The sequence below is a fragment of the Pasteurellaceae bacterium RH1A genome (genome assembly GCA_012221805.1).
In the GTDB taxonomy this organism is placed as follows: Bacteria; Pseudomonadota; Gammaproteobacteria; order Enterobacterales; family Pasteurellaceae; genus RH1A.
The window spans coordinates 1,640,681-1,665,503 of the sequence record CP015195.1 but is presented as its reverse complement, the minus strand read 5'-3'; the positions used below and the strand labels follow the sequence as shown (position 1 = coordinate 1,665,503).

18 protein-coding genes are annotated in these 24,823 nt (G+C 50.2%); 9 read left to right on the top strand and 9 right to left on the bottom strand.

The annotated features are described in order from the left end of the window. Positions 1-274 precede the first annotated feature (274 nt). The 3 genes from A4G20_07795 to A4G20_07785 all read right to left on the bottom strand — a co-directional run bounded on the left by A4G20_07795 (position 275) and on the right by A4G20_07785 (position 5,380). Positions 275-2,425 (bottom strand): phosphate acetyltransferase, encoded by a 2,151-nt coding sequence (locus tag A4G20_07795; GenBank protein ID QIW16240.1) that lies wholly within the window; start codon positions 2,423-2,425, stop codon positions 275-277. Between the two features lie 140 nt (positions 2,426-2,565). Beyond that, entirely contained in the window at positions 2,566-3,768 is a 1,203-nt protein-coding gene (locus tag A4G20_07790; GenBank protein ID QIW16239.1) for an acetate kinase, read from the bottom strand. 280 nt (positions 3,769-4,048) lie between these two features. After that, the gene (locus A4G20_07785; GenBank protein ID QIW16238.1) at positions 4,049-5,380 is read right to left on the bottom strand and encodes an argininosuccinate synthase; all 1,332 of its coding nucleotides are present in this window, start codon (positions 5,378-5,380) and stop codon (positions 4,049-4,051) included. A gap of 171 nt (positions 5,381-5,551) precedes the next feature. Between A4G20_07785 and A4G20_07780 the strand changes: the two genes are divergently transcribed. Genes A4G20_07780 through A4G20_07770 form a run of 3 tightly spaced genes read left to right on the top strand, consistent with a single transcriptional unit; the run spans position 5,552 to position 7,574 of the window. Next, a complete protein-coding gene (locus tag A4G20_07780; protein QIW16881.1) occupies positions 5,552-5,860 on the top strand; it encodes an RNA-binding protein in 309 nt (102 codons plus the stop codon). Positions 5,861-5,920: 60 nt separating this feature from the next. Continuing rightward, a complete protein-coding gene (locus A4G20_07775) occupies positions 5,921-6,655 on the top strand; it encodes a hypothetical protein (protein QIW16237.1) in 735 nt (244 codons plus the stop codon). 1 nt (position 6,656) lies between these two features. Next, positions 6,657-7,574 carry an N-acetylglucosamine kinase gene (locus tag A4G20_07770; GenBank protein ID QIW16236.1) on the top strand — a complete coding sequence of 306 codons (918 nt, stop codon included), beginning with the start codon at positions 6,657-6,659 and terminating at the stop codon, positions 7,572-7,574. Positions 7,575-7,687: 113 nt separating this feature from the next. Here A4G20_07770 and A4G20_07765 read toward each other — a convergent pair whose 3' ends face one another. Further along, the gene (locus tag A4G20_07765) at positions 7,688-8,626 is read right to left on the bottom strand and encodes a lipid A biosynthesis lauroyl acyltransferase (GenBank protein QIW16235.1); all 939 of its coding nucleotides are present in this window, start codon (positions 8,624-8,626) and stop codon (positions 7,688-7,690) included. A 177-nt stretch (positions 8,627-8,803) separates the two neighbouring features. Here A4G20_07765 and A4G20_07760 point away from each other — a divergent pair, with 177 nt between their 5' ends. Further along, complete coding sequence (locus tag A4G20_07760) at positions 8,804-9,133, top strand: ribosomal subunit interface protein (GenBank protein QIW16234.1); 330 nt, start codon at positions 8,804-8,806, stop codon at positions 9,131-9,133. A 117-nt stretch (positions 9,134-9,250) separates the two neighbouring features. Here the strand turns inward: A4G20_07760 and A4G20_07755 are convergent, their stop codons facing one another. Then, entirely contained in the window at positions 9,251-10,441 is a 1,191-nt protein-coding gene (locus A4G20_07755; GenBank protein ID QIW16233.1) for an ornithine--oxo-acid transaminase, read from the bottom strand. A 237-nt stretch (positions 10,442-10,678) separates the two neighbouring features. Here A4G20_07755 and A4G20_07750 point away from each other — a divergent pair, with 237 nt between their 5' ends. The 4 genes from A4G20_07750 (at position 10,679) to A4G20_07735 (ending at position 15,464) form a co-directional block, all read left to right on the top strand. Further along, on the top strand, positions 10,679-12,205 hold the full coding sequence (locus A4G20_07750) for an ABC transporter substrate-binding protein (protein QIW16232.1): 1,527 nt from the start codon (positions 10,679-10,681) through the stop codon (positions 12,203-12,205). A 138-nt stretch (positions 12,206-12,343) separates the two neighbouring features. Further along, entirely contained in the window at positions 12,344-13,282 is a 939-nt protein-coding gene (locus A4G20_07745) for an ABC transporter permease (protein ID QIW16231.1), read from the top strand. Continuing rightward, complete coding sequence (locus A4G20_07740; GenBank protein QIW16230.1) at positions 13,279-14,061, top strand: ABC transporter permease; 783 nt, start codon at positions 13,279-13,281, stop codon at positions 14,059-14,061. Before A4G20_07745 ends, A4G20_07740 begins: the two co-directional genes overlap by 4 nt. Beyond that, positions 14,061-15,464, top strand: coding sequence for an ABC transporter ATP-binding protein (locus tag A4G20_07735; protein ID QIW16229.1), 1,404 nt, complete (start codon positions 14,061-14,063; stop codon positions 15,462-15,464). Before A4G20_07740 ends, A4G20_07735 begins: the two co-directional genes overlap by 1 nt. Positions 15,465-15,534: 70 nt before the next feature. Here the strand turns inward: A4G20_07735 and A4G20_07730 are convergent, their stop codons facing one another. The 4 genes from A4G20_07730 to A4G20_07715 form a co-directional block, all read right to left on the bottom strand. Continuing rightward, a complete protein-coding gene (locus A4G20_07730) occupies positions 15,535-16,968 on the bottom strand; it encodes a starch synthase (GenBank protein QIW16228.1) in 1,434 nt (477 codons plus the stop codon). 224 nt (positions 16,969-17,192) lie between these two features. After that, the gene (locus A4G20_07725; GenBank protein QIW16227.1) at positions 17,193-18,470 is read right to left on the bottom strand and encodes a glucose-1-phosphate adenylyltransferase; all 1,278 of its coding nucleotides are present in this window, start codon (positions 18,468-18,470) and stop codon (positions 17,193-17,195) included. A gap of 24 nt (positions 18,471-18,494) precedes the next feature. Further along, positions 18,495-20,471 carry a glycogen debranching enzyme GlgX gene (locus tag A4G20_07720; GenBank protein QIW16226.1) on the bottom strand — a complete coding sequence of 659 codons (1,977 nt, stop codon included), beginning with the start codon at positions 20,469-20,471 and terminating at the stop codon, positions 18,495-18,497. Between the two features lie 237 nt (positions 20,472-20,708). Further along, positions 20,709-23,069: a 1,4-alpha-glucan branching enzyme gene (locus tag A4G20_07715; GenBank protein ID QIW16225.1), complete on the bottom strand. Its 2,361-nt coding sequence runs from the start codon at positions 23,067-23,069 to the stop codon at positions 20,709-20,711. A 238-nt stretch (positions 23,070-23,307) separates the two neighbouring features. Between A4G20_07715 and A4G20_07710 the strand changes: the two genes are divergently transcribed. Next, complete coding sequence (locus A4G20_07710; protein QIW16224.1) at positions 23,308-24,822, top strand: PTS fructose transporter subunit IIA; 1,515 nt, start codon at positions 23,308-23,310, stop codon at positions 24,820-24,822. The last annotated feature ends 1 nt before the right edge of the window (position 24,823 follow it).

Genomic DNA, 24,823 nt, shown 5'->3' with positions numbered 1-24,823 from the left:
AAGAGGGGCAGGGGGAGATTTGGCAGAAGAAAGAGCAACGAGAGGGCTATTTTCGGAGATAAAACAAACAAGATAATTTCTGACTAATCATTCCCTCACTCCGTTATCACTCCTGCCAAATCTCCCCTAACCCCTCTTTGCTAAAGAGGGGAATTACATCTCTAGTTCATCAAAGATCACGACAATCGCAAATTTTTCCGAATTATCAACAGCCCCTAGCCAACAAAAAGCCCCTGAAATCTAACTTTCAGGGGCTTTTCATTTGCTTATCGCCTTACTCTTGTGTCGCTTGAATAGCGGTTAATGCGATGGTGTAAACAATGTCGTCCACTAAGGCACCACGAGAAAGATCGTTCACTGGCTTACGCATACCTTGTAGCATTGGGCCGATAGAAACCAGGTCGGCTGAACGTTGTACCGCCTTGTAGGTGGTGTTACCTGTGTTCAGATCTGGGAAGATAAAGACAGTTGCCTTACCTGCCACTGGGGAGTCTGGAGCTTTGGAGCGGGCCACGTCTTCCATAATAGCGGCATCATATTGTAATGGGCCGTCAATGATGAGGTCTGGGCGTTTTTCCTTGGCAATGCGGGTGGCTTCTTTAACTTTTTCTACGTCTGCACCAGAACCTGATGTACCGGTTGAGTAAGAAATCATGGCCACACGTGGGTCGATACCAAAGGCCTTGGCAGAATCGGCCGATTGGATGGCGATTTCAGCTAATTGTTCAGCATTTGGATCTGGGTTTACCGCACAGTCACCATAGACAAGCACTTGATCTGGCAGAAGCATAAAGAAGATTGATGAAACAATCGAGCTGCCTGGCGCTGTTTTGATGATCTGCATTGGTGGGCGAATGGTGTTGGCTGTGGTGTGAACTGCACCGGATACCAAACCGTCCACTTCGTTGGCTTCTAACATCATTGTACCAAGCACTACGGTGTCTAAGAGTTGCTCACGAGCCACAACCTCGGTCATGCCCTTGTTTTTACGCAATTCAACTAGGCGATCAACATAGCCATCACGCACGCTGGCCGGGTCGATAATTTGAATGCCCTTGCCCAGGTATTTCTCAAGGTTCACGCCCTGGGCTTCAGCCACACGGCGGACATCATTTTCAGGGGCAAGCAAGATACATTCGGCAATGCCACGTTCGGCACAAAGGGCAGCGGCCTTGATGGTACGAGGCTCGTCACCTTCAGGCAACACAATGCGTTTTTTGGCGTCACGGGCGTATTCGGTTAATTGATAACGGAAGGCCGCTGGTGATAAGCGTCTTGCACGCACTGCACCATTGGTGATGTCGGCAATAAAGCCGCCTGCGAATTGTTCAGACATATAGTGCTTGATGTTGGCGATACGTTCTTTATCGTCAATTGGCACTTCTAGGCTGAAGCTTTGTAGGCTTAACGCGGTTTGCCAGGTGTTGCCTTCCACACGGAAGATTGGCAAGCCACTTTCAAAGGCCTGTTGGCAAAGTTTGCCAATTTGACTGTCGATTTTGTAACCACCTGTTAAGAGTACGGCACCAATTTCCACTCCGTTCATCACCGCAAGGGAAGCAGCAACTAACACTTCTGGGCGGTCGGCAGAGGTCACAAGCAGGCTACCTGCCTTGAAGTGATCAACCATGTGCGGCAGGCTTCTGGCACAGAAGGTCACACCACGGATACGGCGTTTGTGGAGTTCACCCTCATTGATGATGGCCGCACCCAAGTGCTTGGCCACGTCCACCGCACGGGTGGCGATAAGCTCGGCCTTCCAAGAGATACAAGCGAGGAGTTTAATCGGGCTTTTTGCAAATAAGCCTTCCACTTCCGCCACGTTGTTTACCGAGTGTTGGAAGGAGTCGAAGATTTCGGTTAGGTCTGGACGGGTTCTGCCAGACTCATCCACAGGGGCGTTGAATTTGTTGATGACCACACCTAATAGGTTAGGGTTGCTACGGCCGCCAAATTCAGAGGCAGCGGCTTCGACACGCTCTTTTAACTGAGCAGGTTTGTCAGAGCCTGGCGCTGCAACAAGGACGATTTCCGCATCAAGGGCTTGGGCAATTTCGTAGTTTACGCTGTTGGCGTAAGAGTTTTTACGGGTTGGGATCAAGCCTTCTACCACCACGATTTCGTTGTTTTTAGAAAGCTGTTGATGGCGTTCTACGATTTTTTCGAGCAGCACATCAGTTTGGTTTTGGCCAATCAGGGCTTCTGCCGCACTCAACATAAATGGCTCACCTACTTCGGTGGTTTGGGCGGCACGAATGATGGAGGTTGAACGGTCAAGAGTATCTTCGCCGCTCACAGGTTGAGCAATGGGTTTTAAGAAGCCCACTTTGGCACCTTTTTGTTCAAGGGCATGAACAAGGCCCAGGCTTACACTGGTCAGCCCAACGCCTGTGCTGGTTGGGATCAGGATAATGGTTCTAGACATTTTGGTTTCCTATTTTTGCAAAATTTTTAATTTTTTTACCCGCATGCTTTCTTCGCTCCACCTGTTTACGGGGGGAGCTGCCGAAGGCTGAGGGGGGTAAAAGCAAAAAAGCTGTTGTCTCCAACAGCTTTTCAAATCAATTATTTCAATAATAAGGCTGCGGTATCTTGGGCAATGACTAATTCTTCATTGGTTGGGATAACCATAGCTTGGTAGGCAGAATCATCGGCTGTGATCACGCCTTCGTTACCAAAGCGAGCCGCCATATTGCGCTCGTTGTCCACTTTAATGCCGAAGAGTTTTAAGTGGTTGAGGGTGAGGGCGCGCACTGGGCCGGCGTTCTCACCGATACCGCCTGTGAAAGCAATGGCATCTAAGGTTGGTTCGCCAAGGGCAGCCATGTAGGCACCGATGTATTTGGCTAAACGGTAGCAGAACACGTCTAAGGCACGTTTGGCTTCTGGAAGTTTGTCGTAGTTATCTTCAGAGAAGCGGCAGTCGTTAGAGGTTTCGGTTAAGCCTAACAAGCCTGATTTTTTGGTTAGGGTGGTGTTGATTTCATCTACAGACATACCGAGGTTGTCGTGCATATAGAAGATGATAGCTGGGTCGATATCACCACAACGAGTACCCATCACCAAGCCTTCTAATGGGGTTAAGCCCATTGAGGTGTCCACAGATTTACCCTTGCGAACAAGAGATACAGAAGCACCGTTACCCAAGTGGCAGATAATGGCGTTTACTTGATCCACTGGCTTGCCAACACGCTCGGCCACTTGTTGGGTGATAAAGAGGTGGCTGGTGCCGTGGGCGCCGTAGCGGCGTACACCGTGGTCACGGTAGAGGCTGTATGGAAGCGCATAGAGGTAGGCTTCTTCAGGCATGGTTTGGTGGAAGGCTGTGTCGAATACGGCTACGTTTTTCTCTTTTAAGTGTGGGAAGATTTTGAAGGCTTCCGCAATACCGATTAAGTGGGCTGGGTTGTGAAGAGGGGCGAATTGAACCGCTTCTTCAATGCCTTTTAAAACATCATCGTTGATCACTACAGATTGAGTGAACTTCTCGCCGCCGTGTACGATACGGTGGCCGATGGCGCCGATGCTGTCTTTGAGTTCCTGTGGTAAGAGTTTTTCAGAAATAAAGGTTAAGGCTTCGCTATGGGCTGCACCATTACCTAAATCTGCGCTGCCTTTCTCGCCGTTTAACTTCCATTTGATGCGGGCATCAGGAAGGTTAAAGGCTTCTGCCAAGCCAGATAATTTTTCATCGCCATTTTCGGCGTCTAAGATAGCAAATTTTAAAGAAGAGCTACCGCAGTTAAGGATAAGTACATTTTTAGACATAGTTGAAACCTTATATAAATGTAGAACAATGGTTGTGATTTAACCGTATTTTAACAAATACGAAAACCTGCTTAGGATACACGTTTAAGCAGATAAAATAAATTCCAAATAGAGGGTATGAGGCAAAAAACTACAAAAAATTTGATTTTTTCAAAAAATTTTATAATTTATTGATGCTTGATCCCCTAAAGATGGCGCCAGCGTCCACGCTGGTGCCAAATCAATTTACATGAGGCACCAGCGTGGACGCTGGCGCCATCATCATGTTTAAGCAAGTAAATTACTTCTGCTCCAACTGCGGCACTACGCCATTTTGAGCCGAAATCAAGCCCGTTTGGGTGTAAATGCCCAACTTGCCACGGGTGTCCACGATGTCCAAGTTACGCATGGTTAATTGGCCGATACGGTCTTGTTGGGTAAACGGTGCATCTTCCACTTTTTCCATGCTCAAACGCTCTGGCTCGTAGGTCAGGTTCGGTGATTCGGTGTTGAGGATGGAGTAGTCGTTACCACGGCGAAGCTCAAGGGTGACTTCACCGGTAATGGCACGGGCTACCCAGCGTTGGGCGGTTTCACGCAACATGAGGGCTTGCGGATCGAACCAGCGGCCTTGATAGAGCAAGCGGCCTAAACGTAAGCCGTTAATGCGGTATTGTTCGATGGTGTCTTCATTGTGGATACCGGTTACCAAACGCTCATAAGCAATATGGAGCAGGGCCATGCCCGGGGCTTCGTAGATACCACGGGATTTGGCTTCGATAATGCGGTTTTCGATCTGGTCGGTCATGCCCAAGCCGTGGCGGCCACCAATGCGGTTGGCTTCTAAAATCAGCTCAACTGGGTCGTCAAAACGTTGGCCGTTTAGGGCAACAGGCACGCCTTCTTCAAAACGCACCACCACGGTTTCAGGCTTGATTTCAACCGATTCATCCCAGAAGGCCACGCCCATAATTGGTTTTACAATCTTAATGCCAGTGCTGAGAAGCTCTAAGTCCTTGGCTTCGTGGGTGGCACCCAGCATATTGGAGTCGGTTGAGTAGGCCTTTTCTACCGACATCTTGTAGTTGAAGCCATTGGCAATCAGAAATTCAGACATTTCATGGCGGCCACCTAGTTCATCAATGAAATTTTGGTCTAACCAAGGTTTGTAGATTTTAAGATTTGGGTTGGTTAAGAGGCCATAGCGATAGAAACGCTCAATGTCGTTGCCCTTAAAGGTGGAGCCGTCACCCCAGATGTTTACATCATCTTCCTTCATGGCAGCCACTAACATGGTGCCTGTTACGGCACGGCCTAGTGGTGTGGTGTTGAAATAAGGCATACCACCGGTTGAAATATGGAAGGCACCACACTGAATGGCAGCAATGCCCTCGTGGGCTAGCTGGGTGCGGCAGTCGATTAGGCGAGCATTTTCCGCCCCGTATTCCAAGGCTTTTTTAGGAATGGCATTATAATCATCTTCATCTGGTTGGCCTAAATTGGCGGTGTAGGCATAAGGCACTGCCCCTTTTTGACGCATCCAAAGCAGGGCTGCGGAGGTGTCTAGGCCACCTGAAAAGGCGATACCCACTTTTTGACCGAGGGGAAGGGCTTCTAAAATCGTGTTTGACATCTTATTGTTACCTATTTGAGTGAGAAGAAAGGAATTTGGTGATAAGCAAACGGTTGCTGCTTTCGGGGAAAGTATTCTAGCCTAATTTGACACAAAAATGAACCTGACTTTTGCCTCAATTTATGCTAAATTTCCACTAATTTTTATCAACCCAAAGGCAATTCAATGTCCATTACATTAACAACCAAACAAAAACAATATTTAAAAGGCCTGGCCCACCACCTTAGCCCTGTCGTGATGCTGGGCGGCAATGGCCTGACTGAAGGCGTTTTAGCTGAAATCGACAATGCGTTAGAGCACCATGAGCTCATCAAGGTCAAAATCGCCGGTGCCGACCGTGAAACCAAGCAGCTGATTATTGATGCCATCGTGCGGGAAACCAAGTCAGCCGCTGTGCAAACCATCGGCCACGTTTTGGTGCTTTATCGCCCAAGCGAAGAGAAGAAAATTTCGCTACCAAGAGCCACCAAGGCCATTTAATTGTAAAATTTCAACCCAAATCGACCGCTTGTAGGCCACAAGCGGTCTTTTAATATCACTATGCTAAATAAACTTTCTTTTTACACCTTTTTTATGCTGCTGGTGCCTTTAACCGCTTGGGCGCTGGACTACCAATGGCAAATGAGCCACATGATTGGCCAACTGGGCCTGACCTTTTTGGTGCTGACCTGGACGGACACCGGCTCCGTTCCCTTCGCCTTTATGACCTGCGTGCTGCTGGCCTATTGGCTTTTGCACTTTACCAAGGGTCGCTACAACTGGCGTTTGGTGCTGGCGGTTTGCTTTTTTTCACAGCTGGGCACTCAGGCCATTAAAGAGGGCATGAAGCAGATTTTCCAAGAACCCCGCCCTTTTGTGGTGCAGCTTGAGCAAACAAGCGGCTTGAAAACGACCGATTTTTACAAATTAACAGAAGACCAGCAGGCAGAAGTGACCCTCAATTCAGCTAAGATTGAAGATGAACACTGGGTGGCCCAACATCAGGCAGGCGAGCTGGGCTATTCCTTCCCTTCAGGCCATACCATTTTTGCGGCCTCTTGGCTTATGATTTTTGCCGGCTTTTTACATGGTCTAAATGAGCTGGGCGTGCGTCTGACATTGGGCTTTATGACCCTCTGGGCAGCAGGCATTCTGGCCAGCCGTGTTTATTTGGGGATGCACTATCCCATCGATCTTTTTGTCAGCAGCTTGATTGCGTGGGCTCTCCACCTCTTTATCTTCCTGCGGACAATCCCTTTTCTAGAAACCTTCACATTCTTCAACAAGCGAGGCTAATATGGCATTTCATTATGGTTTAGATATTGGTGGCACCAAGATTGAATTGGCGGTGTTTAACGAAAAATTAGAAAAATTGTATAGCGAACGGGTACCAACCCCACAAACCAGTTATGAAGATTGGCTCTATACGGTGGAAAACCTGGTGCGTACGGCAGACAGCAAGTTCAACACCCAGGGCACAGTGGGCTTGGGCTTTCCAGGCTTTGTAAACCGTGAAACAGGCCTGGCCGAAATCGCCAACATTCGAGTGGCCGACAACCAACCTATTCTTAAAGATTTGAGCCAACGCTTAGGCCGTGAAGTGCGGGGCGAGAATGACGCCAACTGCTTTGCCCTGTCTGAAGCCTGGGATGAAAACAACCAGCAGTACAAATCGGTCTTAGGCCTGATCTTAGGCACGGGCTTTGGCGGTGGTTTGGTCTTTGATGGCAAGATTCACTCAGGCAAGATCGGCATGGCAGGCGAAGTGGGCCATACCCAACTCAACTACCACGCCCTGCAATTATTGGGCGGAGCGGACGCACCCATTTACGACTGCGGCTGCGGCAACCAAGCCTGCCTAGACACCTACCTTTCAGGCCGTGGCTTTGAAAAACTCTATAAGGACTTAGTAGGCGAGGCCTTAGACGCCAAAACCATTATCCAAAACTTCTACGCCAACCAGCCCCAAGCGGTAGCCTTTGTTGAAAAATATGTAGAACTCTTGGCCATCAGCGTGGGCAACCTGATTACCATCTTAGACCCTGAAATGATCGTGCTCGGCGGCGGCCTCTCCAACTTCGACCACCTCTACGAAGCCCTACCAAAAGCCCTGCCAGCCCGTTTAATGCGTTCGGCCAAGGTGCCTGTGATTAAAAAGGCCATCTATGGTGATGCGGGTGGCACAAGAGGGGCGGCAGCACTGTTTTTGAAATAGCCTTCATCTACAAGCGGTCTATTTCAGATCAAAATTTGCAAAAAAGAGGACGGAATTGACCGCTTGTGCTATGGAACTGTGTAGGGGCAAATGTGATTTGCCCCTACAATATTTTAGCTATAAAGACTTCTATCTTCCTCATTCGGCCGTGTTTTAAAACGGCGGTGAAGCCACATATATTGGCTGGGTGCCTTGAGGATTTCTGCTTCCACCACCTTGTTCATCAAGATAGCTGTATCCAGCTCATTTTCACAGGCGCTGAAATCCACCGCAGGGCTGATTTTGACCGTATAGCCTGAGCCATCTTCATTGCGAATTGGGCTAAAGGGCACGACAATGCTCTTAGGGGCAGAGCGGCGCAGCATATAAGAGCCTGTGGTGGTGGCCGTGTCTGGCACGGCAAAAAAAGGCACGAAGACGCTGTTCTTACGGCCGTAGTCGTGGTCTGGCGCATACCAGATGGTTTCGCCCTGACGCAGGGCCTTGATCATGCCCCGCAAATCTCGGCGGTCTAACATGGCCTTATTGGAGCGAACCCGGCCCTTAAACTGAATATAGTCTAAAAGTGGGTTGTCGTTGGGCCGATAAACCCCAATGCCCTGATGATGGAGGCCGACAATTCTTGCCCCCAGCTCAAGCGTTAAAAAATGTACACCAACAAAAATAATGCCCACATCTTGCGGCTGTTTGAGGTGTTCTAGGCCCTCAATCTTAGACCATTTAAGAATGCGTTGATCCGACCAAAACCAGGCCATACCCGTTTCAATAATGGCCATGCCGACCGATTTTACGTTTTCATTCAAGAGGGCCTCAATTTGGGCGGCAGAGTAGTGGGGGAAGCAGAGTTCAAGGTTGCGTCTGGCAATGGCCATGCGGCGTTTGCCCAGGGAAAGGCGAGCGAAGAGCTTGCCCAGGCCTAGGCCGATTTGCCGTAGGACAGGGTAGGGCAGGAGCAAGATCAGGCGAAATAGCCCAAGGCCTAGCCATAGCGGCCAATATTTGGGCTGTAAAAAAGCCTTATTGAACGGAGGGTATTTTTGCTTGTCAGACATAGTATCAAGATGAAAAGGGCGAATGTGCAAGATTATACCAACTAATCAGAAAAAGTGTTAAGTAGATCAAAATTTTGCAATTTCTTGGGCCTGATGCCTTGAAATTTCGTTCAAAGCCCTTTATGTTGAACCTATCCATTAACGGCCGCCTTGGCCATTAGCAAAGAGGAAAATGCAATGACAATTAACATTTCAAGCAAACAAATGGACGTTACCCCTGCCATCCGTGCCCATATTGAGGATCGCTTGGCCAAATTGGATAAATGGAAAGTACAGCTTATTAACCCGCATTTTATGATCCACAAGTTGCCAAATGGCTATGAGGTTGAGGCCTCCATCGGCACCCCGCTTGGGGATTTATTTGCTAAGAGCCAAGATGATGACCTCTACAAGGCCATTAACGATGTGGAAGTTAAGCTAGAAACCCAGCTCAACAAGCAAAAACAAAAAGGCGAGGCCCGCCGTACAGATGAGAGCCTGAAAACCTTAAATCAAGAGCAAGAATAAAGCTAAAGCCTGTTAAATGAAGATTTAACAGGTTTTTTTATGATTTGCGAAGTGGCAAGGCGGAAAGACAGTTGGTGAGCTTGTCGAACCATAAGTTTTTCCGCCTATGTTTATCTCTTAAAAAACCTCACGAATCCGCTCCAAGGCCCAGTCTAAATCTGCTTTCTCAATAATGAGTGGAGGAGCAAAGCGAATAACCGTGCCGTGGGTTTCCTTACAGAGCAAACCCTTGGTTTTCAAGGCTTCGCAGTAAGGGCGGGCTTGTTCGTGCAGTTCCAGGCCGATAAAGAGGCCTCGTCCCCGCACTTCTTTAATGCGTGGGTCTTGGATTTTCTTCAGTTCTGCCAGGAAATAGTCGCCGAGTTCTTGTGAACGCTCAGTCAGTTTTTCTTCTAAAAGCACATCCAAAGCTGCCAGAGAAACGGCACAGGCCAGTGGGTTGCCACCAAAGGTGGAGCCGTGGGAGCCTGGGTTAAAGACGCCTAAAACATCCCGATTGGCCACCACACAAGAGATAGGGAAAACCCCGCCGCCCAAGGCCTTGCCCAGGATATACATATCAGGCTCAAAGCCCTCCCAGTCTGTGGCAAAGAGCTTGCCTGTACGGCCTAGGCCAGCCTGGATTTCATCAGCAATAAAGAGGACATTGTTGACCTTGCAAAGCTCGTAGGCGGCCTTGAGATAGCCTGCTGGTGGAATAATGATCCCCGCCTCGCCCTGAATTGGCTCGACCAAGAAGGCCGCTGTGTTTGGCGTGATGGCTGCTTCCAAGGCCTCTAAATCGCCATAGTCCACCAGCTTAATCCCGCCCAACATTGGGCCGAAGCCCCGCTTGTAGTCTGGGTCGGAAGAAAGGGAAACCGCAGCCATGGTGCGGCCGTGGAAGTTACCTTGGCAGGCGATAATTTCGGCCTGATTTTCTGCAATACCCTTGACCTCATAGCCCCAACGGCGGGCGGCCTTGATGGCGGTTTCCACAGCCTCTGCCCCGGTATTCATTGGCAGGGCCATCTCTTTCTTGGTGAGCTGGCAGATTTTTTCATACCAAGGGCCAAGCTGATCATTATGAAAGGCACGGGAGGTGAGGGTGACACGGTCGGCCTGATCTTTCAAAGCCTGCACAATTTTAGGGTGGCAGTGGCCTTGGTTTACGGCTGAATAGGCGCTCAACATATCCAAATAGCGATTTCCCTCGGGGTCTTCCACCCAAATGCCCTGGGCCTTGCTAATCACAATGGGCAGGGGCAGGTAGTTGTTCGCTCCATATTGTTGGGTTTGAGAAATCAGCTGTTCAGAACGGTTTGCCATATAAGCTCCTATGTTAAGTAAATGTTAAATACTTACCTATTTTAAGCCTAAGTCTGTAAAGACTCTTGTACATTTTTGCGAAAATATGATCTAGTTCTCAAATTTTTGGAGAGAATGTATAAATAGTGTCTTTCTTGCTGATAATTTAAACAAACAAACTAAACCCTCTATTTTTTTAAGGAAATTATGGCAGAATAGCCCAGCTTTATAAATCCATATAACTTTTAAGGAAATGACATGAAAAAAATCCTGCTTTCAGCCCTGGTTGCCAGCCAGTTTCTCTTTGGTGGCCTGGCCCAAGCCCAAGAGCCTACTTCAATTCCCCTTGCCACGGTGATTGCCCCTTGGGAACTAAATAGCCTTAGCCCCAATCAATCTGGCGTGATTTTTCAACGCATGAACCTGGTTGAAACCTTGGTTGAAGCCAATGATAAGGGTGAGCTTATCGGTGGCTTGGCCGAAAGCTGGAGCAGTAATGAAGATGCTTCCGTTTGGACCTTCAATCTCCGTCCTAATGTGGTCTTCCACAATGGCAAAGCCTTGACTGCACAAGCGGTGGAAAAGAGCCTAAAACTTGCATTGGCCCAGCCTAGTATTCTGCAAAAGGCCTTTGTGAAGGACATCAAGGCCCTTAACGATAAGCAGCTTGAAATCAGCCTGACCAAGCCCTTCGTGCCCTTCCCGGCCTTCCTAACCCATTATTCAACCATCATCTTGGCCCAAGAAGCCTACAATGCCCAGGGCGAAGTGGTGGAAGTGATTGGTACAGGTGCCTTTAAGCCTACCAAAATCCAGGCACCGCAAAAAATTGAGGCCGAACGCTTTGAGGCCTACTGGGGCGACAAACCACAAGTGGCCCAGGCCAATTATTTGGCCAGCAGCCGCAGCGAAACCCGTATGCTTATGGCACAAAGTGAGCCGTCTGCCCTGGTCTTTAACTTGGATACTGCCAGCGTGGCCCGCCTCAAACGTGACCCGAATATCAATCTCACCAGCGGATCCATTGCCCGCACTATTCAGCTAAAAATGAACGTAGCCAACCCCATTTTTAGCGATGTCGCCTTCCGCCAAGCCCTCAGCCAGGCTATTGACCGCAAGGCCATTGCCGAGAAGGTCTTGAAAATTGAAGATGGGGTCGCTGAACAGATCCTGCCAAAGGCCTTTGCCGACTGGCGGATTGCCGATAAGGATGAAGCGGTGGAACTTGCAAAAATTAAGCAAAATCTGACCGCTTTGGGCTATCAGTATGATGACAAGGGCAACCTGCTCAAGGAAGGCAAGCCGGTCAGCTTCACCCTCAAAACCTACCCAGATCGGCCAGAATTGCCGATTGTGGCCACCATCTTACAGGCCCAATGGAAGAAGTTGGGGATTGATGTGAATGTGGCCGTGGGTAACTTCAGCGAAATCCCGGCCGGCCACCAAGACGGCTCATTGGAAATCGCTCTCTATGCCCTCAACTATGGCAAGACCTTAGATCCGCTGGGCGTTATCGTGCAGGAATTTGGCAAAGCGGGCAGTGACTGGGGTGTGATGAACTGGCAAAATAGCACCCTTGAGGCCAGCCTCCAGGCCCTGGAAACCGAGCGTGATCCACAAAAGGCCAAGGCCCTCAAACAGACCGTCAGCCAGATTATTCATGATGAACTGCCGATTATTCCGGTGGTTTACTACCAGCAGAATGTGGCTTCGCATAAGGATATGAAGGGCGTGACCCTGGATCCCTTTGAAAGACGCTTCTTTTTGGAGTTGTTGAAGAAATAAAATATAAACACCTAGCACGAGCCGTGCTAGGCTACTTACTTGAGCCACGCTGTGGCTCTAAGCCGTGGAACGGCTTAATTTGAGAAACCCCATACGGCTCGTATGGGGTGATTATTTAATTTAGTTAAGGAAAGCCCCATGCCCTCTATCCTCCTCCGCCGCTTAAGCCAGCTCCTGCTTGTGATCTGGTCGGTGGGAACCCTAACCTTTATTCTAACCCGCCAACTCTCGGGCGATATGGCCTACCGCATTGCGGCCAGCCGTTACGGTTATGATATGTTGGACTCTGCCGCAGCCGATGCCGTGCGGGCTGAATTAGCCCTGGATCAACCCTGGTGGCAGAGCTACTTTTCTTGGCTCTTGGATTTGGCCCAATTTAACCTAGGCAAGTCATTAGTCACAGGCGATTCGGTCTGGAGCGAAATCCAGCACCAATTCGGCCATACCCTGAGCCTGGCCATCGTTGCCTTGATTTTAGCTCTCTTAATCGGCCCGGCCTTGGGTGTACTCTCCGCCCGCAAGCCTAATGGCTTTTTTGACCGCCTAATGTTGGTTTTCAGCACGCTTTTTCGCTCCCTACCGGCCTTTATTATTGCCATCGGCCTGATTAGCCTCTTTGCCGTCAATCTGCAATGGTTGCCGGCTGGCGGTTACGGTTCTTGGCAGCATTTCGTCCTGCCAGCCCTCACCCTGGCCTTGGGGCTGAGTGCGGTGTCAGTGCGGGTAACACGACAGGCCATGGTGCAGGTCAAGCAGTCTGACTACTACCAATTCGCTCGTCTCAAGGGCTTGAGTGGCTGGCAGACCTTTGTTCGCCACGGCATTCGCAATATCGCCATTCCAGTCATTGCCTACCATGCGGTGCAGTTGGTTTATTTGATTGAAGGGGTCGTAATTGTCGAAAGCCTCTTTGCCTGGCCGGGCAGTGGCCATGCCCTCGTACACGCCATTGTCGCCCGTGATGTGCCCATGATTCAGGGCACGGCCTTGGTGATGGGCGGTTTGTTCGTTCTGCTTAATATGTGTGCGGATTTGCTTAGCCAGTGGATCGACCCACGGATTGGAGAAAAACAATGAGATTAACCCTTGCACAAAAAATCGGGGCAGCCATCCTCGCCCTACTTTTGGGCCTTGCCTGCCTACAGCCCTATTTTTACCCCATGGATATGAGCTTCCAGGATCTGACTAATCTCTTGGCAGAACCCAGCAGTGAAAGCTGGCTGGGCACCGATCATCTAGGCCGGGATATGCTGGCTCGCCTAGCCTCGGCCATTCGTCTCTCCTTTGGCTTGTCGCTTTTTAGTGTGGCTTGTGCCTTGGTGGCTGGGCTTTTACTGGGCATTTTGGCTGGGTTTTTTGGCGGTTGGTTGGACCGAGCCTTGAGCTTCCTCTGCGATCTGATTATGGCTCTGCCGGGCTTGTTGCTCATTTTGCTCTTTGCCTCCCTTGCTCCAGGGGCTTTTTGGACGCTTTATTTGGGGATTTCACTCGTTATGTGGGTGGAATTTTTCCGGGTGGTGCGAGCCATTAGTAGCACACTGGCTTCTAGTAGCGAAATCCAATCCTCTCGTTTGATGGGGATGCCGCTCTGGTACTGCTTTAAACGCCACCTTTTCCCACGGCTCTTGCCTATGGTGGCTACCTTATCAGCCTTCTCCTTGGGCAATGCGATTTTAGCCCTGGCTACACTCGGCTTTGTCAGCGTGGGGCTTCGTCCGCCAACGGCCGAACTGGGGTTGATGATGACCGAACTCTTCCCTTATTATTACGAAGCCCCTTGGATCTTCGCCCAGCCGGTGCTGGCGGTCTTTTTACTGGTCTTAAGTCTGCAACTGCTATCAGGGAGGGTCAAATAATGGCCTTGTTAAACATTAACCAAGTCAGCGTACAAACGACCGAAGGCTTGACCTTAGTTGAGCCCATTAGCCTGAGCCTAGAGGCCGGGCAAAATATTACCATTTTAGGCGAAACTGGCTCAGGCAAGAGCCTGCTGATTCAGGCCATTATGGGCGCTCTCCCCGAAGGCTTGACTGCAAGCGGTGAAATTGAGATGGAATCTTGCAAAATGTCGGACAAATTTGACCGCTTGTGGGGCAAGACCTTGGTCATGCTGCCACAGGAGCCCCGCCGCTCGCTTGACCCCATTATGGCCATCAATAAACAGGTTTGGGAAAGCTACCACTTTGTCGCAGGGTTAGACAGCCAAACCGCCCACAATCAGGCGGCTGATTATCTGCAATCCCTAGACCTAAAAGAGGCCCAAAACCGCTACCCCCACCAGCTTTCGGGCGGTATGGCACAGCGTGCCTCCTTTGCTATTGCCACGGCTTCGGGCGGCAAAATTCTGCTGGCCGATGAACCGACCAAGGGGCTAGATCCCCTTAGCAAGCAGAGTGTGATTGACCTGCTCAAGGCAGCCTACCAGCAGGGTGGTGGTTTGCTGACCATTACCCACGATATTGAGGTGGCAGAGGCCTTGGGTGGGGAAATTATGGTGATGAAGAAAGGGAAACTACTGGAGCAGGGCAGAGCGGAGGAGATTTTGAATCAGCCGCAAGATCCCTATACTCAGGCCTTGATTGGAGCGGATCCGAAATATTGGGAAAGCCTTTCCGCCTCACTTGAAGGGAGCGATAAGCGGCTACTTTCTGTTAAAAATCTTACTGTTGCTCGTGGCAAACGCACTCTCTTCAAGAATCTCTCCTTCGATCTCAATAAGGGCCAAATTCTAGGTATTGTCGGCCCAAGTGGGATTGGCAAAAGCACGCTTGCCGATGTGCTTTGTAGCTTGCTCAAACCAACATCAGGCCAGGTGGTCTGGCATTCTACCTGCCACAAGAAGCACCAGGTGCTTAAGCTCTACCAAGATCCGCCCGAGGCCTTTGCCCCCAATGTGAGTTTACAAACCCTGCTGGATGATGTGATCAACTACCACAAGTTAGATCGCAGCCTCATCCCTGCCTTGCTGGAACAATTAGGCCTCAATCCAGAGCTGCTTAATCGCACAGCAGATACAGTGTCAGGTGGCGAGCTACAAAGGGTGGCTATTCTACGCGCCCTCTTGCTGGAGCCAGTCTTGCTCTTTGCCGATGAAGTTACATCAAGGCTGGACCCTATCACTCAGCAAGAGGTCATTAGCCTCTTGGTCAATCAGTGCCGAGCCCGAAACTGTGCCCTGATGATTGTCAGCCACGATCAGCATTTGATTGAAAAGAGTTGTGATAAGGTAGTGAACTTAGAAGATTTTATCTCGGCTTAAGGGCAGAAAAATAGCGGGGCAGGTTTGCAAGTTTTTTGCTTTCCTGCCCCGCTTATTTTGGTAGAGCCTCTTAAATCTCGTAGTAGAGGGCCTGATATTGCCCTGCCACCTTGCCCCAGCCAAAATCTTGAGCCAGAGCATTTTGGCGAACGCTTGCCCAAAGGTTTGGTTTGGCCCAGAGCTGGCTGGCTCGGGTGACGGCCTCAAGGAAGCCTTCGGCATTCGGATCGTTAAAGACAAAGCCGGTGGCGGTGTGGTTTTCGATGTTTTCCTTGGAGCTATCGACTACCGTATCGGCTAGGCCACCTGTGCGGCGAACCAGTGGTAGTGTGCCGTATTTCAAACCATATAATTGCGTTAAACCACACGGTTCAAAGCGGCTTGGGACTAAGATCACATCACCCCCTGCAATAATCTGGTGGGACAGGGCTTCGTCATAGCCTATTTTGACCCCGATCTGCTCTGGGTAACGGGCCTGAGCTTCCCGCAAGAAGTGTTCCAAGTCAGGCGAGCCAGAGCCTAGCACCACTAATTGCACATCCAGTGCCATAACACGGTCGATATAGTAGAGCAGGAAGTCCGCCCCTTTTTGTTCGGTCAAGCGGGTGACCATCACCATAAGCATCTTGCTTGGATCTTGCGGCAGGCCGAAATATTCTTGCAGTTTGGCCTTGTTGATGGCCTTGCCTTGCAGGTCTTGGGCTGTGAAGTTGGCTACGATACTGCTATCTGAGGCCGGGTTCCATACCATTTCATCCACCCCATTTAGAATGCCCCGTAACCGTCCTTCATATTGACGAGTTAGCAACAGGCCGTGCATACCGCCGCCGGCAATTGGTTCGCAGATCTCACGGGCATAGGTTGGGCTGACGGTAGTGATCCGATCGGCAAAATAAAGCCCGGCCTTGAGGTAGGACATCTCGCCGTAAAATTCCAGGCCATTGGTGGAGAAATGGTGCCAAGGCAGGCCAAGTTCGGCTAAATGATGGGCTTGGAAGCGGCCAGCATAGGCGATGTTGTGAATGGTAAAGACGCTTTTCACTGGGCTTTGCCAGTGTTTGAGGTAGGCACAGGCTAGACCTGCCTGCCAGTCGTGGGCGTGGAGCACGTCTGCACGGCCCCACCACCAGTCTAGGCCTGAGGCAATTTGGGCGCCGATCAGGCTTAGGAGGGCAAAGCGTTTGTAGTTGTCCTGGTAGTCTTGGTAGTTGGCATCGTGATAAGGGTTGCCGTGGCGGGCGAAAAGATGAGGTGCGTCAATTAAGTAAACGCCCAAGCCGTTGAAGTAGGAAAAACGCAGGGTAACCACGCCTGCAAAGGTGCCGACTGTGGTGACCTCCACGGTTTCGCCAATCTTTTCGGCCACTTGTGGGTAGTAGGGAATAAGGACACGAACATCATCACCTGCCGCCTGCTGGGCATAGGGTAGGGCACCCATAACATCAGCCAGGCCGCCTGTCTTAATCAGCGGATACATTTCCGAGCAAATATGGAGGATTTTCATTTGGTGTTTTCCTGTATAAGGTAATAAAAGTGAAGAATTGATTTTCCGCTCGATCAGTTCCCCTCTTTGAAAAAGAGGGGTTAGGGGAGATTTTTACGGAAGTGAAAACAGAGAACAATCTTAAATTTGCAAAAATGAGTAAATTTTGCCCCGCTTGTAGGTAGCTAAATCCCCCTAGCCCCCCTTTTTCAAAGGGGGGAATTGTTAGAGGGGTATATTCTACCTTACTTCAACTTCTCCAACATCTTCCGAGAAACCAAAACAATCCCGCCCTTGCTGATGCGGAAGCGTTTGGCATCTTCTTCTGGGTTTACCCCAATTTGTAAACCGTCTGGAATAACACAATGGCGGTCGATCACAGCTCGTCTAATGATGCAGTTTTTGCCCACGTGAACCTGTGGCAGAACGACACTATGCTCAATCACTGACTCGCCCTCAACATGCACACGGTTAAAGAGAACTGAGTTGCTGATTTCGGCATCGGTAATTACGCAGCCGCCTGAAATCAGTGAGTTTTCCAGGGTTCTGTCACGGGATTTATTGTAGAAGAAGCGGGCCGGTGCCGTTTGTTGTGGGCGACCGTGGATTGGCCAAGATTCATCGTAGAGATCCAGTTCTGGTTTCTCGCTGACCAAGTCCATATGGGCAGACCAGTAGCTGTCAATGGTGCCCACATCACGCCAGTAGATGGAGCCTGTAGCATTGCGGCCCTTGCAAGAGCGCTCAAATGGGTGGGCATAGAGTACGCCTTGTTCCACGGCTTTTGGAATGATGTCCTTGCCGAAGTCGTGGGAGGTGTCTGGGTTAGAAACCTCGGTTTCTAGCATTTGATAGAGATAGTCTGCGTTGAAAACGTAGATCCCCATGGAGGCTAGGGAAGAATTCGGACGGTCTGGCATGGCTGGTGGGTCAGACGGTTTTTCCACAAAGGCCTTGACCTGTAATTTATCATTCACGGCCATTACCCCAAATTCAGTGGCTTCGTGGCGAGGCACTTCAATACAGCCTACTGTACATTTTGCCCCGCTGTCCACGTGATCCTTGAGCATTTGGGTGTAGTCCATCTTGTAGATATGGTCGCCAGCCAAAATGACCACATATTTCGGGCGATAGTGGTTTTTCATGATTTCCATGTTTTGATAAACCGCATCGGCTGTGCCACGGTACCAAGTCGTATCATCAATTTGTTGGCGGGCTGGCAACATATCAATATATTGGTTGCGCTCATAAGGCAGGAAAGACCAACCCCGTTGCAAGTGACGCAGGAGCGAGTGGGCTGCATACTGGGTAATCACGCCCACCTTGAGCAGGTTGGAGTTGATACAGTTGGACAAGGCAAAGTCGATAATCCGGCGGCTACCACCGAAGTAAACCGCAGGCTTGGCTCGTTTGTCAGTTAGCTCATAAAGGCGAGAACCACGGCCGCCTGCAAGAATGAGGACAAGGGTTTCGTTGGTAATGTCACGGATAGAGGTTAGGTTTGAAATTTCCTGTGTAAGCATAGGGGATTCTCCAAAGTTAAAAGTTTATGAAATCTTTTGAAGAACGCATACGCCCATTTGGGTGAGCGTAACAGCAGGCGTATCTGTCATCAGCGTGTGTTCTTGGCCTAAAAGCAGCTGCCATTTGCCTTGAGGTAATAAGAAGTCTTGTTGGCCTTGTTTGCCGTTGATAAGGACTAAGTATAGATCCTCCATCAAAATTTGTAGTGCTTTTGTGCTGTGGTCGTGCCAGTTTTCCTGAACCATCGGCTGGCCTTGTGGGCTAAACCACTGCACCTCTTTTTCGCTCCACCACTGGTTGTTGTGAAGCAGTTTAATTTGTTTGCGAAGCTGGATAAGCCCTGCCACATAATCGATCAGATCTTGGTCGGCCTTTTGCCAGTCTAGCCAGGTTATTTCATTGTCTTGGCAGTAGGCATTATTGTTGCCCTGCTGGCTGTGGCCCAATTCATCACCGGCCAAGAGCATGGGGGTGCCACCTGAAAGGAGGAGGGTGGCCAGCAGGGCCTGTTTTGCAGATTTTCGTAAATCTTGCACCGCTTGTGAGTCGCTTGGGCCTTCAATGCCAAAATTATTGCTGATGTTATTGCCGTGACCGTCTCGGTTATTTTCGCCATTGGCCCAGTTATGTTTTTGCTTGTAGCTGACCAGATCTTGCAGGGTAAAGCCATCGTGGGCCGTTAAAAAGTTGATGTTATTGGCCGGCAGGCGGTGGCTGCCGAAAATATCATCACTGCCGGCAAAACGGCGGGCAAAGCTGGCCAAATCGCCCGATTCTTGCAAGAAGAAGCGACGCATATCGTCCCGATAGCGGTCGTTCCATTCGGCAAAAGGCTTAGGGAAGGAGCCTAGTTGATAGCCGCCCCAGCCAATATCCCAGGGCTCGGCAATCAATTTAATGTGGGCCAGCTTGGAATTGCTTTGAATGGCGGTAAAAAAGGAGGCCTTTTCCGAAAAACTTGGGGTTCTGCCCAAGACGGCTGCTAGGTCAAAACGGAAGCCGTCAATATGGCATTTTTCCACCCAGTAGCAGAGGCAGTCAATCACCCAACGCAGGGTGGCAGGGTTAAAGATGTTGAGAGTGTTGCCACAGCCCGACCAGTTTACATAGCCACTTTTTTCATCCAGCCAATAATAGGCAGGATTGTCAATTCCCCGCTGGCAGAGGCTTGGCCCGTCCTTGCCGGCTTCAGCCGTGTGGTTAAAGACCACGTCCATAATCACTTCGATGTTATGGCTGTGTAGGGTTTTAACCATCTGTTTAAATTCATTGAGTGGCTCAGTTTTATCGCTGGCCAATTTGGGATCAACTGCAAAATGCCCCAGCACATTATAGCCCCAGTAGTTACACAGGCCTGCCCGTTGCAGGTGGGTTTCATCAATATGAAAGGTCACAGGAAGCAGTTCTACTGCCGTAATGCCCAGCCGTTTAAAATGCCCAATAGAAGCAGGGTGGGCCAGGCCGGCAAAGGTGCCACGGATAGCTTCAGGCAGGGCAGGGTTGAGCTGGCTAAAGCCCTTGACGTGGGCCTCGTAAATGACCGTATCCGCCCAAGGCGTAAAAGGATTGGTATCGCCCTGCCAGTCAAATTCGTTATCGATCACCACCGATTTTGGTGCCCGATCAGCATTATCCCGCTGATCGTCCCAGCTAAACCAAGCACAGGCCTCATCAGAGCTTAAATCGACAGAGCCTACAATCTTACGGGCATAAGGGTCTAGCAGGAGTTTTTGTGGATTAAAGAGCTTGCCGACTGCCTCATCCACCAGCCCATAAACCCGAAAGCCATACAGGGTTTCAGCCTTTAGGCCTTCTACAAATAAATGCCAAATATCATCGGTCAAGACCATAGGCAGGCGGATTTCCTTGCCCTCAAGAAAGAGGCAAAGCTCCACTGCCGTGGCATTTGCAGAAAAGATGGCAAAATTCACCCCTTGTTTTTTGTTGTAGGTGGTAAGTTTGCTGCCTAATGGAAAAGGGCGTCCTGATTGATACTGCATAGGGATCCTTGGGTTTTGTATATATGGATTAGCTGGATAAACTTGTCCTTGCCTCGATCCGATCCCCCTCTTTAGCAAAGAGGGGTTAGGGGAGATTTGGCAGAAGCAATATCAGAGAGAGGGATATTTCAGAGGAGGAAAATTCGTTGGTCTAATCAGCCCCTCTCTCCGCTTTCACGGCTGTCAAATCTCCCCTGCCCCTCTTTTCTAAAGAGGGGAGCTTTTCGAGCGTGTGATTTATTCCTTGGTCTCTTTAACCTTTGTCACTTTCGGCTTTCTCACTGTCGCTTTTTTCTCTGCCGTTTCTGCCTTAGCGGTCGCTTTTTTAGCAACTGTCTTTTTCGGCTTAGCTTCCGCTGTTTCAGCCGTTTTCTTAACCGCCGCCTTTCTCATGGTTTTCTTCTTGGCAACGCCTTGTTTAACCAAGTAAATGGTCGCCAAAGGCGGAATGGTCAAACTAATGGAATGGGCCTTACCGTGGGATTCAATCTCTTCACTTTGAAGATCGTTAAAGTTGCCCACATTGCTGCCCATATATTGGGCGGCATCGGAGTTGAGGACTTCCTTATAGGTGGCTTGTTCATTGACCCCAAAGCGGTAATCGTGGCGTGGGATTGGGGTGAAGTTATTGACCACAATCACGCTGGAGCCGTCTTTGGCCTTGCGTTCAAAGGCGAAGATAGATTGTTCGGCATCGTCCACCACCAGCCATTCAAAGCCCTCTGGGTTGTAGTCTTGCTCGTAAAGGGCCGGGTGGCTGCGGTAGAAGTGGTTGAGATCCCGCACCCAGTTGAGCATGCCCTTGTGCCAGCCGCCGTTTTCCTCGCCCAGCAAGAACCAGTCTAGGCTGTCTTGGAAGTTCCATTCCCGCCCTTGGGCGAATTCGCAACCCATAAAGAGGAGTTTCTTGCCCGGATAGCCCCACATATAGCCGTAGTAGGCCCGCAGGTTGGCGAATTTTTGCCAGCAGTCGCCTGGCATTTTTTCCAACATGGAGCCCTTGCCGTGCACCACTTCATCGTGGGAAATTGGCAGGAGGAATTTCTCGCTGTACTGATAAACCATGCCGAAGGTCAGCAAATTGTGGTGGTATTTGCGGTGGATTGGGTCGGTTTTCATATAGCGTAGGGTGTCGTTCATCCAGCCCATGTTCCACTTATAGTCAAAGCCCAAGCCGTTTTCAGTGTCAGTTACACCTGCAAAGGAGGTTGATTCTTCGGCAATAGAAGCCCCGCTGGATTCCTTATGCAACATAGTGTTGGTGCGGCTGAGGAAGTCGATAGCTTCCAAGTTTTCTCGGCCACCGTAGCGGTTGGGGATCCACTCGCCGTCTTTGCGAGAGTAGTCACGGTAGATCATGGAAGCCACTGCATCCACCCGCAAAGCGTCAATGCCGAAGCGTTCAATCCAGTAAAGGGCATTGCCAGAGAGGAAGTTATGCACCTCGTGTCTGCCGTAGTTAAAAATGAGCGTATTCCAGTCTTGGTGGAAGCCTTCTTTGGGGTCGGAATGCTCATAAAGGTGAGTGCCGTCAAAGTAGCTCAAGCCGTGGGCATCGGTTGGGAAGTGGCCCACCACCCAGTCTAAAATTACGTTAATACCTGCCTTGTGGGCCTTGCTGATCAAGGAACGCAGGCCATCAGGCGAGCCAAAGCGGCTGGTTGGAGAATAAAGCCCTGTTGGCTGGTAGCCCCAAGAGCCATCGAAAGGAAATTCTGACACAGGCAAAAGTTCGATATGGGTAAAGCCCATTTCCTTAACATAAGGAATCAATTCATCAGCCATTTCATCATAGTTAAGCCATTGATTATCTTCAGGTTTACGCCGCCAAGAGCCGAGATGGACTTCATAAATGGAAACGGGTTGGTCAAAGGCATTGGCTAACTTGCGGGCCTCAGAGCCTTCTACAATGCTCGGCAGGCCTGAGACGATGGAGGCCGTATCTGGGCGGAGCTGGGAGAAGAAGGCGTAAGGGTCGGATTTGAGGCGGAGCTGGCCGTTGCGATCCAAAAGTTCATATTTATAGAGGGCACCTTTTGGCACATTAGGAATAAAAATATCCCAAACCCCGCTGTCTGGGTGGAAACGCATGGCATGGCGGCGACCGTCCCACTGGTTGAAATCCCCCACCACTGATACCCGCTGGGCATTAGGCGCCCAGAGGCTAAAATGCACACCGCCCACCTCATCTTGGGTGACCAAATGGGCCCCTAATTTCTCATAAGGGCGAAGCTGTGTACCTTCAGCCAAGAGCCAGTTGTCTAAGTCTGAAAAATGCGATTTAAAGCGATAAGGATCTTCCACATCCAGCACCGAGCCATCGGCATAGGTCACCAACAAGCGGTAGGCAAAAGGGTTTTTTCTGCGAACAAATTCCGCCTGGAAGAAGCCCCGCTCATCAACCTGCTGCATAGTGGCCAGTTTCTTGCCCTTGATATCAATCACCTTTACTTCAAGGGCATCAGGCTGGAAGGTGCGGATCACCAGGCCCTTGTCTTGGCCAGGGTGGAGACCTAAAAAGCCAAATGGGTCGGCACAGCGGCCAGTGGAGATTTGCTGAATGAATGAAGAGGCGTGCTGGGCGGAGGATGCTTGCATAGTGGAACTCCTTGTCAATAAAAGGAAGAAGATAATTGCAGGGCAATCTAACAGACAAAACTTTACAATTCAAGGAGATTTTTTTTCTTTTGTGAGGTAGATCAAAGGTTTTTTGTAGGCTGCTGCTTAGGCCTAGAGCTTGTGTAAATTTCAAACTTTTTTTACACAACTGCACCGTTTTAGCAAAAAAAGGAGTACAATTCACTCGTTTTATTTTTTGACCTCTCAAGGAGTATCAATGCTTAATTTATCAGCAAAAAACATCCAGCTAAATGGTTCAGCTTCCAACAAGGAAGAGGCCATTAAATTGGTGGCTGCTGGCCTGGTGGCTAACGGTAACGTAGCAGCTGGCTACGAGGCCGGCATGCTGGCCCGTGAAACCCAAACCTCCACCTTTTTAGGCAATGGGATTGCCATTCCCCACGGCACCTTAGACACCCGTGATCTGGTGCAGGAAACCGGCGTGCAGATCTACCAGTTCCCACAAGGGGTAGAGTGGGGCGAGGGCAACACCGCCTATGTGGTGATTGGGATTGCGGCCAAGTCTGACGAACACCTAACCCTGCTCCGCCAATTAACCACGGTCTTAAGTGATGAAGAAGCGGCTGATAAGCTGGCCAAGACCCAGGATGTGGAAGAATTTGCTGCCATCTTAAGTGGCAAGAAGGCCCTGTCTGTGGTGGCTAAAGACTTGGTTAGCCTAGATGTGGACAGCTCCAGTCTCATTACCCTAACCGCCATTAACGCTGGCAAATTACAAGAAGCCGGCTATGTCAATCAGGCCTTTATCAGCCAAGCCTTGGCCGGTTCAGCTTTGAACTTGGGCGACAAGGTTTTTGTGAATGATGCTGCCTCTGGCAACCTGGCCAATGGCCTAGCCCTGGCCCGTTCCAAAGATGGTCAAACCCTGATTACGGTTGCAGCCGTGGACGACAGCCTACAAGCCCATCTAGGCCGCCTGCTTGATACCCAAACCCGCCAAGCCCTGGCCGCGGCTTCTGCTGAACAGGTTCTAGCCCTCCTTTGTGGTGAGGCTTGCAACTGCGGTTGTGAATCCAAACCTGCCCAAGTTGCAGAAAATCCTGAAAATCCAACCGCTTGTCAGGTTGTCGGCACCTTTACTGTGCGTAACGAACACGGCCTTCACGCACGTCCATGTGCGGTTTTAGTTCAAACCCTCAAGCCTTTTGCGGCCAAGGTCACGGTTGAAAACCTGGATCGTCCTGCTGCCCCAGCCAATGCCAAGAGCACCATGCGGGTTGTAGCCCTGGGTGCCACCCACAACCACCGCCTGCGTTTTGTCGCCGAGGGTGAGGATGCCAAAGAGGCCATGGAAGCCCTGGGCCAAGCCTTTGCAGCAGGACTCGGTGAAAGCGTGAGCAGCGAAGTGGCCGTGCCAGACAGCATTGAGGTCGTTGCCCAAGCGGCAGTAGCCCCGCAACAAGCGGCTGAAAAAGTGGAAAATTCTGCAAGTGCAGGTGAATTGGAAGCCACCTTTACCATCAAAAACGAACACGGCCTTCACGCCCGCCCAAGTGCAGTCTTGGTTAATGAGGTTAAGAAATATCAGGCCACCATTACGGTGCAGAACCTCGATCGTGATACCCAGCCAGTCAGTGCCAAGAGCCTGATGAAGATCGTCGCCCTTGGCGTACAAAAGGGCCACCGCCTGCGTTTTGTTGCCAGCGGTGAGGAAGCCCAAAAGGCCCTAGATGGCATTGGGGCAGCTATTGAAGCAGGTTTGGGAGAATAAG